The following is a 13,606-nucleotide window of genomic DNA, read 5'->3' as shown; positions in this document are numbered from 1 at the left end:
TTTATCCGATTCATAACTAATTACAAAGTACGTTGATCAAAACGTAAAATCCGACCCCTTGGCGATGAACAAACGCTACGGGTATTTCAGAACTCCCTCTTTCTTCAAAAAACATTGAAGCACTAAAAGTTATATGACAGGCCGTTTTTCAACGAGTATATCAAATTACTAATAGGCACTACCGGAGCCGCATCGTAAATCACTGAAAACTTACTTCCAAAAGAAAAGCGTTTATTGATTTTGAAGCGCAAATTTATATCGGAGGAAACCCTGGGAGCAAAAAAGTCAGTAAACCTCGCCTGATAATAGTTGATCATATTGAAATCCACATTCTCGGATACTTTCCAGCGAAGGGACAGGTAGCTAGTACTTTTCCACAAGGTATTGTTGATTTCGGATATTTCTTCTTCCGACTTCCAATTTTCTACTTCATACATCACACCTGCGCTAAATGCCATTGCAATTTTTTTCCGGTCTAACAGGGTCAAGCGAGCACCGGCTCCACCCAAATAGCGATGTTGCATCCCCAACACATCGTTGTATTGTATTTGCCCGAACAACTCTTCGGATAATTTCCGTTTAAAATTCATTGTCATCCGCATATGTAGATAGCCATTACTGATCAAATCCTCCTTTTCCGAACGGACGATCTCGATATCGGCAATCACCATATAGGCGTTTTTGGGCGTTAGGCGCAGTGCATGCAAGTTACTTCCTAAATCCAGCGTATGTTGCTCCTGTTTGACCAAATCGATTTGTACTTCAAAGCTACCCAACCAGCCGGTGGTATCATTATCCAGACGTGATTTTTCGATGTTCAGAATTTGCGCCTGCAAGGCAATACAAACAAAGTGTAAGGAAATTAGTAAAAAAGCTTTTTTCATAGATATATTTTTTTCATTGACATAGAAGTGGTTTACACGTATAGTTTTTGACCGAAAATGGGGTCCAAACCGGCTCATCAAGGCACTTTTTGAAGAGAATAGCCAAAGCTATTGTTGAAAAAAGTAACACGGAGGAGGCGTTTTTGAAACATTTTTCAGGAAAAAGAAAAAGGTTAATTCACTTCGTAATATAATGATACGAAACACAAAAAAAGCATACTCCGGAAAGTATGCTTTTTTCTATTTTGAACGTCTCTTATAGCTTTATTTTATATCCATGCGTTTCAGCAAATTGTCTATGGTCTGACTGATGGTTGCGTCCGATGAGGATTTTTTAGTAATGGTTTTGCTGGCATGAACCACCGTACTGTGGTCTCTTCCGCCAAACTGATTCCCAATAGACTTCAACGGGGTTTTAGTATACTGTTGAGAGAAGTACATGGCAATCTGCCGGGCCATCGCAATGTCTTTTTTACGCGTTTTGGATACCAGTTGTTCGATGGTAATTCCAAAATAATCCGCTACAATTTGCTGGATAAAATCAATGGTAATTTCTTTATCGGTATTCCGGACGATGTTCAACAAAGTGGTTTTGGCCAACTCCAAGTCAATTTCTTTGCGCATAAAAGAGGCGTTGGCAATCAAAGAAATCAATACGCCTTCCAGCTCCCGGATATTCGACTGCACATTGTAAGAAATGTATTCCACTACATCTTCCGGAACAATGACGCCTTCCGATTCCATTTTGGTTTTGACAATCGCAATACGGGTTTCGAAATCCGGCTTTTGTACATCGGCCGTCAATCCCCATTTAAACCTGGATAACAAACGCTCCTGAAGCCCCTGTAAACTCCTAGGCGGGCAGTCAGAAGTCATGATGATCTGTTTGTTGTTTTGGTGCAAACGGTTGAAGATATGGAAGAAATTCTCTTGGGTCTTTTCTTTTCCGGCCAAAAACTGAATATCGTCCACAATCAACACATCCACCATCAGGTAGAAATTAGTAAACTCCTGTACATTGTTGTTCTTCAGTGCTTCAATGAATTGTTGAGTGAATTGTTCTGAAGAAACATACAAGACAAACTTATCCGGATAAGATGTTTTGATATCGTTTCCGATAGCTTGGGCCAAGTGGGTTTTCCCCAAGCCTACCCCTCCGTACACCACAAAAGGATTAAATGCCGTCACCCCGGGTTTTTTCGCAATAGCCAAACCTGCCGAACGGGCCAAGCGGTTGCAATCCCCTTCTATAAAGGTGTCAAAAACGTAATTAGGGTTGATATTTGACTCCTGATACAGAGGGTCCACCTGAGGAATTTCGAAAGGGCTGCGAAAAGCAGGCCGTTGTTCTCTTTCGAATTTTCTTTGCTTTTGCTGCTGCTGCTGTGGTCTTTGTTGAGGCTTTTCCTGTTGCACAGGCTGTGTATTTACCACAGTATTATTTTTAGGTGTGCTACTGTTGCGGACTTTTAAGGTAAAGGGCTCCTGCTTTGCATTTCCCCGGTCCACTACAATAGAATATTCCAGCTTACCTTCCGGTCCTAACTCTTGATCAATTGCTTTCTTAAGAATATGCACATAGTGCTCCTCCAGCCACTCATAAAAGTAAGGGCTAGGCACCTCTAAAGTCAGGATGTTGTTTTGAAGCTTTATCGGTTTAATTGGCTCAAATAAGGTCTTAAAGCTTTGCACAGGAACCTCCTGGCGGATCACCTCAAGACAATTATTCCAAACCGTAGCGCAATCTTTCAACATTTGATTCAACACGTTAGTAGTATCTATATTGTTTGTTTATCCCGGTTAACAATTTTGCTTGAATTAGGTACATTCCCAAGCAGGCAGATAAAGGGTAGTATGTTCAAAATACACTCCCCTTAAAATCAGCTTAACTAAGAAAGTCCGAATGAATTCCTGATCTAACAGCCAAATAGTAAAGTCAAAATTGGGAAATATTTGCCAGAAATAAAAGCTTCGAATGAAGAGCCAAATTTCCTAAAAAAAAATTACAACCGAATACAAATAACTGATTATCAGAAACTTAACATTAAGTTAACAATTACACAAATTCTTGAAAATCAAAGAGTTATTCCCAAAGAAAAAAAAGTGTTTTTTTTGTTTTTTTTAAGTAAAAAAATAATGGTTCCATTTTTGCAATTGGAGCCCACCTTCGAATCACTTGCTCTACTTTTGCATGAGCAAGACCTACCCTCAGTTTTGCCATGGGCATTTACAAAACAATTTTTGCATTTTTTGGGAAAAGAATACCTGCCGTTATTTGTCATTTAACATAACTCAAGAAGTCCTATTTGGGGAAAGGCCTTTTCTAGGATTTAAGATACGTAAAAATCGTGATAAATATCAAGAGATCCCGGTGTAATATCTATATTTCGGGGAATAAGGTTGACTCACAATGGGTTTTATTTTATACCTTTCAAAAAATATATACCTAAGAATAGGTTTAAATTTCATCCTTTGAGCCAAAAATTCTTATTTCAGAAACCTCAGTACAGTATTTTGAGAAGCCTAAGCTGAGAATTTTTATTACCGAAGGAGCACTTCTCGAAGGAGCACTTCCCGTGGGGCAGTCCCCGCAACGAAGTTTAAACGTATCCTAAACAATCATTATCTCTTACAAAGATTTTTTTTAGAAATCAACACTATCGTTTACAATACTTGTTGATTGCAGAAGAAAGTTTGTAATTTTGAACCAGAATTATCCACACTAGAAAAGAACAACTTCGAATGTCAGAGCATACTTATAAAAGATATACAGTGACAGCTGCTTTGCCCTATGCCAACGGACCTCTCCATATCGGGCATATTGCGGGCGCTTATTTACCGGCAGATATTTTTGTACGATTTTTACGGGAAAAGGAACAAGACGTGGCTTTTATCTGCGGAAGCGATGAACATGGAGCAGCCATTACCATCAAAGCCCTGAAAGAAAGTGTCACTCCCAAGGATATTGTCGATAAATTTCATAAGCTCAATAAAGAAACCTTTGAAAAGTTTGGTATTGCATTCGATATGTATCACCGGACTTCTGCCTCCATCCATCATGAAACGGCTCAGGAGTTTTTCAAAACCCTGAATGCAAAAGGCAAATTCACTCTAAAAGAATCGGCTCAATACTATGATGAAGAAGCCGGACAGTACTTGGCTGACCGCTACATTACCGGTACTTGTCCCAAATGCCATAACGAAGGGGCCTATGGCGATCAATGTGAAAAGTGTGGTAGTTCCTTAACGGCAACAGATTTAATCAATCCCAAATCAGTCCTCTCCGGTCAAGAGCCTGTCCTAAAAAAGACCACCCACTGGTACTTGCCCATGAACGAGCATGAAGCCTGGATCAAAAAATGGATTGAAGAAGGGATTTTGAATGATCAACCCCACCATGATCCCAAAGAGTGGAAAAACCACGTTTTGGGTCAATGTAAGTCTTGGATTGACGGAGGATTACAACCCCGCGCTATGACACGTGACTTGGAATGGGGGGTAAAAGTTCCTTTGGAAGAGGCCAACGGCAAAGTGCTGTACGTATGGTTGGATGCTCCTATCGGGTATATTTCGGCGACAAGAGAATGGGCCCGAGAGAATGGAAAAAACTGGGAGGACTATTGGAAAAAAGACGATACCAAGCTCATCCACTTTATCGGAAAAGATAATATCGTTTTCCATTGTATCATTTTCCCGATTATTTTGAAAGCACACGGAGATGGATACATCTTGCCAAATAATGTTCCTGCAAACGAATTTCTGAACCTGGAAGGGGAAAAAATCTCGACTTCCCGTAACTGGGCCGTATGGTTGCATGAATATTTGGAGGACTTTCCCGAAAAACAAGACGTACTGCGCTATGTGTTGACTTCTATTGCCCCGGAAAACAAGGACAGTGAGTTCACCTGGAAAGACTTCCAGGCGCGCAACAATAACGAATTGGTAGCCATACTCGGTAATTTTGTTAACCGGGCAATGGTTCTTACCCATAAATACTTTGACGGAGAAGTGCCGATTAGAGGCGAATTAGCCCAATACGACCGGGAGGTGATTGAAAAAGTAGCGGAGTTCCCGCACAAAATAGAGGCCTTAATCAAACAATACCGCTTTAAAGAAGCGCAATTCGAATTGATGAACCTGGCGCGTTTGGGAAATAAATACCTGGCAGATACCGAGCCTTGGAAATTAATCAAACACGACCCGGACATTGTAAAAACGGTGTTGAACATTGCACTTCAAATCACTGCCAACCTTGGCATTCTGATGCGTCCGTTCTTGCCACAAACAGCTGACAAAATCAGCAATATGCTCGGTTTAAAACAAATGGGCTGGCAACATGCCGGTAAGATGAACATTCTTTATCCTTACGATCGCTTAGGCAATCCCGTCTTGTTGTTTGAAAAAATTGAAGACGGTGTCGTAGAAAAGCAATTGGATAAACTGCAAAAATCCAAATTGGCTTCTCAACCGGCTGAGCCGCTAAAAGAAGAAACCAGTTTTGATGATTTTATGAAGATGGATATCCGGATAGGAACCATTTTGCATGCTGAAAAAGTAGCCAAAACCAAAAAGCTTTTGAAACTTTCGGTGGATACAGGTGTGGATAAACGCACTGTCGTCAGTGGAATTGCCGAATACTTCAAGCCCGAAGAAATCATTGGCAAGCAAGTATGTGTGTTGGCCAACTTGGCTCCGAGAAAAATCAAGGGAATTGAATCGGAAGGAATGATTCTGATGGCTGAAGACCGGGACGGCTCTCTTTCATTTGTCAGCCCCGGCCAAAAGATGAATAACGGAAGTACCATCCGGTAAAATCGGAGACAGGTACTTTTAAAAATATATTTGCAACCGGCTTCACAGCCGGTTTTTTTATTCGCTTAATCAAGCTACTTCATGCAGGATTTTAAATACAAGGTTTTTTACAGTGTGGCGAAAAACTTAAGCTTTACCAAAGCTGCCAAAGAGTTGTTCATCACCCAACCTGCCGTAAGCAAACATATACGGGAGCTGGAGAAATATTTTGGGCTTCGGCTATTTGACCGGGATGCCAATAAAATCACCCTGACTCCAGCAGGAAGAACCTTGTTAAAACACAGTGAAGAATTATTAAAAATTCACCGGCAAATTGAATTTGACCTCAATCTTCTTAAAAACCAAACGGCCGGCAATTTGCGGATTGGTGCAAGCACTACGATTGCCCAGTATGTTCTTCCTCCCCTATTGGCCCGGTTTCATCAAGCTTTCCCCGATATTCAACTTTCACTGATAAACGACAATACCGAAAACATCCAACGAGCTGTATTACAGGAGCATATTGACCTAGGCATCATTGAAGGAAAAAGTCGGAAAAAAGAACTGAAATACACCTTTTTTTTAAATGATGAACTTGTTGCCATCACCCATTATCACAGCCAATTAGCACATCTTCAAGAAATTTCATTACAGGCTCTATCCCGTTACCCTCTTGTATTGCGCGAGAGAGGTTCCGGTACATTAGAAGTCATTGAAGACGCTTTACAGCAAGAAGGACTTTCACTTTCGGATTTACAAATCGCAATGTACCTGGGTAGCACAGAAAGTATTAAGTCGTATTTGGCCCATGCAAATTGTATAGGGATCGTATCCATCAGCTCTATTTCCAAAGATCTGTTGGCCGGAAAATTCAAGTTGATCGAATTCAAAGATTTTAGCCTTCACCGCACCTTTGAATTCGTCAGAAATCAAGGAGACAGCCAAGGTTTGGCAGCAGCATTTATGGATTATGCCCGGCAAAACCATAACTTTTAGTTATAACCTATAACCCATAGTGTTGGACAGAAGGAGGTTATATAGGCTATTCTTGCCCTATAAACTTAACACCAGCAACTATGAAGGACTTTAATTTATTCCAAAAAGTTATTTATCTACTTTTCTTATTCGCCTGTTTCACCCCCTATATAGATGCCCCCATAGCCTTACTGGGCGGTATTTTGGCAACACAATTTTTACCGGCACCTTTTCCCGAACACCAACACAAAATCACGCAATGGATGCTAAACTTGTCCATTGCCGGGTTAGGCTTCAGTATGAATCTCGATCAAGTCTGGCACTCAGGAAAAGACGGACTATTGTTATCCGTAGGCAGTATTGCCATCACACTTTTGCTGGGATACTTCCTAGGCAAAAAGCTACAACTTGACAAAAAACTCGCCTACTTGATTTCAGCGGGAACGGCTATTTGCGGAGGAAGCGCCATTGCCGCATTATCCCCCATTGTCAAAGCCCGAAACGAACAAATTTCTATGGCCTTGGGCACTGTATTTATATTGAATGCTCTGGCGCTTTTTATTTTTCCGGCCGTGGGCCATTACTTTCATATGACCTCTATGCAATTTGGAACTTGGTGCGCAATCGCAATTCACGATACCAGCTCCGTAGTGGGGGCTGCCAGCAAGTTTGGCAATGAGGCTTTGCAAACAGCCACCACCATCAAGTTGGTAAGGGCATTATGGATTGTACCGGTTGGGTTTCTCACAGGATTTCTCCGTAAAAATGATTCGCAAAAAATACCCGTACCTTATGTCATGTTGTTCTTTCTGGGAGCTATTTTGATCCATACGCTTGTCCCTCAATTCCAAACTGTTTACCAACAGGTGACTTCTATGGCTCAAAAATGCCTGGTATGTACTTTATTTCTTATCGGTACCGGATTAAACAAAAGCGCCCTTAAGAAAGTAGGTCTTCGCCCTATGGTACAAGGTGTATTGCTATGGGTAGGAATTTCTGTACTTTCACTTTTTGTGATTTTGAAATTTTAAAACCGCTCTATCAGTTTCAGCTAAGAAGGAACTGTATAAAAAGTTGACATATAGATACAAAGACACTAAGATAAGATTCACACAGAGACAACTAATTACAATTTAAATATTTACAACTCTTTGCGTTTTAGAATCTTCGTAGCATTTTATGTTTTTTGGCTTTTTATACAATGAAGTGAATTAAACTTTTTCTTTTTCCTAAAAAATGTTTCAAAAACGCCTCCTCTGTGTTACTTTTTTCAACAATAGCTTTGGCTATTCTCTTCAAAAAGTGCCTTGATGAGCCGATTTTGATTCCATCTTCGGTCAAAAACGATACGTTTAAATCACTTCAATTCCTTCTCTTGTATAGAAATTATTCCTTACCTTTTTCCCCTCCGTTTACTTAGGCAACGAAACAGCCAACAAATACCAGGAAGCATGAGGCAACCATTGCTCCACCCATCGCCAATCATTGTCTTTTTGGGTTTCGGAATAAGGCAACATAAAGTCAATATCATTTCTATCATAATAGCCTCCGGTAATGCCGTTACAAATTCCTCCGGGAGCATTGGTGTACTCATACGAACCGAAGAAAATGTATTGAGGATTATTATACCCGGAACCTTCCAGCATACAACAATCATACGGATTGCGACCTAATATCCAACTCAGTTGATCCCAAGCGAAGACCTGGAGTCGAGTGTAAAACTCAGGGTCTTTCCGGAAGTGAGGAGCCGCCATTTTTGCAGCGGAAGCCATAGAAGACAAACGGGCATTTTCGCCTTGCCACCAAGGAGCTGTTTCGGCATCATGAGGATAAAAGAAGGAAGCCCAACGCTCTCCCGCTTTATTTTGTACATACTGTCTGCTGTACCCGAAAGGATTGGTTACTTCCGAAGTAATGGCCAGCTCGTGTTCCAAAGATTTCCGGACAGCCAAAAGGATTTCCTCTTTTTCATTTTCATTGACAATTTCCAAATATGAAAGTAAACTCACAACAGGCATTCCGGCATCTGCAGCATGAAAGAATGGGCGATTTCCCTCATCGGCCCGCCAGTATCCTTGGTAAGCCTTATCTCCTGATTGCCTCGCCAACAACCGTTTGGCTCTTTTTTTAGCTGCCTGTAAATACACCAGATCTTTAGTAGCTTTATATAATTCCGTGGCTGCCATCAACGCGCAATAATCGTCTACAATATTTTCTTTACCGTCGTTGGTGAGTTTTACATTGTTTTCCTCCAGATAGGCAAAAGCTTCTTCAGCCACTTGTAAATACCTCCTGTTATCAAACTCTCCCGAAACCGGATAGGTACTTGCCAAAGCCAAAGAAGCGATCGACAAACCTGCCCCAGCCCGGTAACTGACTTCATATGTTTCGTTGTTTTCATACGGCTGCCCCTCCTCTTTTCCATTTGCAACCGGAGGTTTCTCTTTAATTTTAAATCCTGTCATCACTGGCGGAATAATCCTGTCTTCCGCTTTCTTTTCCGCTCCTCTTCCGGATACGGACCGGTAAAATGAGCCTTGTGGACGCTTCACTCTTACCAGGTAATCTGCTCCATACATTCCTTCATCCAATGCCCGCCTTAAGTACTGCCGGAAGGAAGGGTTATTCCGGGTTGTTAAATTCTCATAGGTTTTAAAAAGACTCCACACCACCAGAGGGATCTGTTGAGGATTAAAATAGGTAGAAAAAGAAAGGTGGGACAAGTGCTTTCCGTAGTCTCCCGTAGCATCAAACCAACCACCATGGACATCCACCCGTTGGTCTTCATTTCCTTCAAAACGCATATTCCGGTCAGCCTTATCCAATTGTCCTGAGCTTCGTTGACCTTTAAAATAATACAAGACATCAGACATGGTTTTGCGTTCCAAGAGTTCTTTTTGAATCATAAACGGAAGTGAACGTACTTCCACACCACCCGATTGGGCTGCAATAATGTACTCTCCTTCTTCTTCCACCTGACTGAACTCCAAAGACCAATAATGCCAGGCTTTCCATTTTTCTACCGGGCCTTTCGCTTCAGGCGTACCTTTCAGGATCATTTTACCTTCGGGATAGGTAAGCAGTTGAAATGAGGTGAATTGTTGGTGGGCACCTCCTTGAATCAGGGCTTTTTTAGGCCCTTCGGGTTCATACCCTAAGTGGTTGAATAAAATTTTAGCAGATTGCCCCAAGGCCCACTGTGTGATTAACAATAGCCCCAAGACCGTAAATAGTCGTTTCATTTTCATGACGAATTAAGGGATTAGGAGTTAGAAAAAATAGCTAATTCAAGCAATGACTTGGTTTACAGATGCCAGACAGCAATAACGGGGACCTGTTAAAGAAGCCACTTCTCTGAACCTGATCATTACGGCACACCCCCTAGCACCTGTTTTACTTCCGGTTTAAGTATGATATAATCACTCACACATCACTTGATTGAACAAGCTTGTATATTTTTTCTGATGTTGAATTTTCTCAAAAATCCGGTTAACTCCTACTCCCCTTGTATTCCGTCTACAGTTTCGTTATTTCATTGACAAAATGATCCGCTTTCACTCCTTTTACCCCCGGACGTATTTTAAAAAGAGCTCCGGCCAATGGATACTGTTCATTCTGCGCTTCATTCATATCTACGCTTGCCGTAGTAATGTATAAAGTTCCCAAATCTTCATCGCCAAACGCACACGAAGTCACATTCAGGGCTGGTACCTCAACTTTTTCCATCAACTCTCCGGTTTCAGGATTCCAGCGACCTACACAACTTCCTCCCCAGTGAGCAACCCAAAGTTTTCCTTCTGCATCTATCGTCATCCCATCGGGAGCACCCATTTCTTCAGGTACTTCAATAATCACCCTCTCATTGGAAATATCTCCTGTAACCTTATCATAATCAAAAGCCTTGATTTTCAGTGTAGGAGTATCCGTATAATAAAGAGTTTTATGATCATTTGACCAAATAATCCCGTTAGAAATATTCACTTTATCCAACATACGCTTAGCCGTCCCATCCGTGTCCACCCGGTACAAACCGGCTGCTTCCGGTTGTGAGGCCATACTCAGCGAACCGACCCACAAGCGCCCGGCCGGATCACATTTGCCATCGTTAAAGCGATTGTTCTCCAGGCTGTCTTCCGGGTTCACCACAAACGTAAGCTCCTGATTTTCCAGGTTCAATAAATGGATACCGTTTTGCAACGCCACGATGGCCTTCAACTCATTTTTTACCGGCACCACTGTTCCGATTCTTTCCCCTACCTCAATGCTTTGGTTTTGCTTGGTAGAAGGATTGAAAATATTGAGTTTCCTACCTTCGATATCTACCCAATACAACTCCTTCTTTTCAGCATGCCAAATGGCCCCTTCTCCCAATTGAGCCTTGACATCCAATACCAATTCCACTTGTTTTTTTCCTTTCCCGTCTGTTTGGGTAGAATCAGAAGGCCCACAAGCCCAGACGAGCCCCAAAAACAATAATACATACATTCTAGACATGATACTTTAACTTTCTTTCGTTTGATGATGATTTAATTTTTTTTTACCTAGGGCGACTTCAAATTCATAGAATCACCCGGAAAGGCCCTCCTTCAAAAATACGCATTTTTTTCAGAGCTCCCTTTCTTTACCTTCCAAGCGGCAGGGGCACGAGAAAAACACCGCCCAAAAAATCCCTAGTTATTGGCAAACAGTCATAAAATTCTCTTGCAAAGTAGCCTTTTAAAAGGGCAGAAAACCCGTTTTTGAACATAGCAGAAGACAATACGGCCCATATAACTCAAATTTACATTCCTTTATTCAGGATTTATGGTTACCTTTGTCCGTATATATAGAAAATTACTAGTATCGCTTCCTCAAGTTTTAATACCAATTATACTCTGTGTCAGCTTTGCTATACTTTTTTCTGATTGAAAAAGCATTTTATTTTTATCTTTTTAAATACATATTTCAAAATGAACATTTTCGTAGCAAAGCTAAGTGCTGAAACATCTAGTGAAGACTTACAAGATCTTTTTAGCCAATATGGAGAAGTACTTTCTGCAAAAGTAATCAGAGACAGAGAAACTGGTTTTTCTAAAAGATTTGGTTTCGTAGAGATGGAAAGTGACGAGGATGGCTCAAACGCCATTGACGAATTAAACGATACCGAATATGATGGAAGCAACATCGTAGTAAAAAAAGCGCGTCCAAGAGAAGAGCGTAGAGAATATAACAGAAGATACTAAGAAAACAAGAGGCTGTCTCAATGTAAGACAGCCTTTTTTTATTAATCCCTTTTCCGGAGATTTTACCCAAGTATTTTACAAAATCAAAAATTAGCCCTATTCGCAAACCAGGGTACCTCCACTTCAACACTCCTCTTTTTATACGATTTACAAATAAATCATCCCAACCAATTCATTTTCAAAGCCTGAAAGCGAATTTTCGCAGAAATTTCCTCTGATTTTAGTTGAATAAAACCCGGCACAATCGGTAAGAAGTACTTACCTTTGCCACAAGATTTATAGGAACTCTCTATGTATTATAAACCTTTTTATCTTACAAAAGCATAAGAGTAAATATGAAATGTTAAAAAGCCAACTACCTTTGCTCACTTAATCAACCGTATTCCTATGAAAACCATTGATGTCCCGGAACTTAACATCCCACGTGTAGTCATCGTAGGAGGAGGCTTTGCAGGAATCGAACTCATCAAGGGCTTACGTAATAAAGATGTACAAGTGGTCTTACTCGACCGGAACAATTACCACACTTTCCAACCCTTACTCTACCAAGTAGCCACCGCAGGCTTGGAACCTGACTCGATTGCTTACCCTTTGCGGAAAATTTTTAAAGAATATCAAAACTTTCATTTCCGGCTGGCAGAAGTAGAGCGGGTAGAAGAAGATAATCAGTTAATTCACACCAATATCGGAGCAATCAAGTACGATTATCTCGTACTGGCCACCGGTTCACGTACAAACTTTTTTGGCCTGGAGAATGTGCAGGAAAATGCCATGCCTTTAAAAACTGTTGTACAAGCACTCAACTTGCGCAGCCTGTTGTTACAAAATTTTGAAAAAGCACTGCTCACACCGGATGTCAAAATCCGGGAAAGCTTGATGAATTTTGTCATTGTGGGTGGCGGCCCTACCGGAGTGGAATTGGCCGGAGCCTTGGGAGAGTTAAAACGGCAAGTCTTGCCATCCGACTATCCGGAACTGGATATGCGCAGGATGCAAATCCACCTGATGGAAGCCGGCCCTCGCTTGTTGCCAGGCTTGGCACAAGCATCTTCCGATAAATCCCTGAAGTTTTTAAAAGACTTGGGAGTGAATGTATGGCTGGACACACAGGTCAAAGATTACAATGGCTTTGAAGTAAAAACCAATCATAACCGGGCTATTTTCACCCAAAATATGATTTGGTCGGCCGGGGTGATGGGTAATGTAGTAGACGGACTGAAGAAAGAAGTGATCAACCGGGGCAACCGCCTGGAAGTAAATGAATACAATCAAATCAAAGGTTATAAAAATGTCTTTGCCGTAGGCGATATTGCCTCTATGACCTCAGAGAAGAACCCCAAAGGCCATCCGATGGTAGCACAAGTGGCGATCCAACAAGGCCGGCTATTGGCAAAGAACCTGATGCACATCTTACATAACAAGAAACTCAAACCGTTTTCTTACCGCGACAAAGGAAGCATGGCTACGATCGGCCGGAACAAAGCGGTGGTAGAAATTTCCAAATGGCGCTCACAAGGGGCCCTAGCCTGGTTTGTTTGGATGTTTGTGCATATTTTGTTTTTGGTAGGTTTCCGGAATAAGACCATCACCATGATCAACTGGCTGTGGAATTATTTTAATTACGATCGGGGAATCCGCTTGATCATCCGCCCTTTCAACCGGAGTAAAAAAAAGAAGGAGCATGAAGAGGAAGAGAAATTGGTAATGTTGTAGACATACGGCATTTATCCATTC

10 protein-coding genes are annotated in these 13,606 nt (G+C 41.4%); 6 read left to right on the top strand and 4 right to left on the bottom strand.

Annotated features, from left to right (window positions below; translation table 11 throughout):
• Positions 1 to 122 precede the first annotated feature (122 nt).
• Together AAG747_RS02745 and dnaA are read right to left on the bottom strand one after the other, a co-directional pair.
• Entirely contained in the window at positions 123 to 884 is a 762-nt protein-coding gene (locus AAG747_RS02745; protein ID WP_346819591.1) for a DUF481 domain-containing protein, read from the bottom strand.
• 264 nt (positions 885 to 1,148) lie between these two features.
• Positions 1,149 to 2,639 (bottom strand): chromosomal replication initiator protein DnaA, encoded by a 1,491-nt coding sequence (gene dnaA, locus AAG747_RS02740; protein ID WP_346819590.1) that lies wholly within the window; start codon positions 2,637 to 2,639, stop codon positions 1,149 to 1,151.
• Positions 2,640 to 2,837: 198 nt separating this feature from the next.
• Between dnaA and AAG747_RS02735 the strand changes: the two genes are divergently transcribed.
• From AAG747_RS02735 to AAG747_RS02720, 4 genes are all read left to right on the top strand, one after another.
• A complete protein-coding gene (locus AAG747_RS02735) occupies positions 2,838 to 3,170 on the top strand; it encodes a hypothetical protein (RefSeq protein ID WP_346819589.1) in 333 nt (110 codons plus the stop codon).
• 456 nt (positions 3,171 to 3,626) lie between these two features.
• Positions 3,627 to 5,696 (top strand): methionine--tRNA ligase, encoded by a 2,070-nt coding sequence (gene metG, locus AAG747_RS02730; RefSeq protein ID WP_346819588.1) that lies wholly within the window; start codon positions 3,627 to 3,629, stop codon positions 5,694 to 5,696.
• Positions 5,697 to 5,777: 81 nt separating this feature from the next.
• A complete protein-coding gene (locus AAG747_RS02725; RefSeq protein WP_346819587.1) occupies positions 5,778 to 6,671 on the top strand; it encodes a LysR substrate-binding domain-containing protein in 894 nt (297 codons plus the stop codon).
• Between the two features lie 80 nt (positions 6,672 to 6,751).
• Positions 6,752 to 7,681 carry a YeiH family protein gene (locus AAG747_RS02720; RefSeq protein WP_346819586.1) on the top strand — a complete coding sequence of 310 codons (930 nt, stop codon included), beginning with the start codon at positions 6,752 to 6,754 and terminating at the stop codon, positions 7,679 to 7,681.
• A gap of 381 nt (positions 7,682 to 8,062) precedes the next feature.
• Here the strand turns inward: AAG747_RS02720 and AAG747_RS02715 are convergent, their stop codons facing one another.
• Both AAG747_RS02715 and AAG747_RS02710 read right to left on the bottom strand, forming a co-directional pair.
• Positions 8,063 to 9,892: a glycoside hydrolase family 9 protein gene (locus tag AAG747_RS02715; protein ID WP_346819585.1), complete on the bottom strand. Its 1,830-nt coding sequence runs from the start codon at positions 9,890 to 9,892 to the stop codon at positions 8,063 to 8,065.
• Between the two features lie 274 nt (positions 9,893 to 10,166).
• The gene (locus AAG747_RS02710; RefSeq protein WP_346819584.1) at positions 10,167 to 11,144 is read right to left on the bottom strand and encodes an SMP-30/gluconolactonase/LRE family protein; all 978 of its coding nucleotides are present in this window, start codon (positions 11,142 to 11,144) and stop codon (positions 10,167 to 10,169) included.
• Positions 11,145 to 11,599: 455 nt separating this feature from the next.
• On the opposite strand from AAG747_RS02710, the gene rbp reads away from it, so the two are divergent.
• Both rbp and AAG747_RS02700 read left to right on the top strand, forming a co-directional pair.
• Positions 11,600 to 11,872, top strand: a complete 273-nt coding sequence (gene rbp / locus AAG747_RS02705) for an RNA-binding regulator (RefSeq protein ID WP_346819583.1) — start codon at positions 11,600 to 11,602, stop codon at positions 11,870 to 11,872.
• Positions 11,873 to 12,259: 387 nt separating this feature from the next.
• Entirely contained in the window at positions 12,260 to 13,585 is a 1,326-nt protein-coding gene (locus AAG747_RS02700) for an NAD(P)/FAD-dependent oxidoreductase (protein ID WP_346819582.1), read from the top strand.
• Positions 13,586 to 13,606: the final 21 nt, after the last annotated feature.

Source organism: Rapidithrix thailandica, assembly GCF_039710355.1.
GTDB lineage: Bacteria > Bacteroidota > Bacteroidia > Cytophagales > Flammeovirgaceae > Rapidithrix > Rapidithrix thailandica.
Note: the sequence above shows the minus strand (reverse complement) of the source record. Positions and strands in the feature narration are given on the sequence as shown.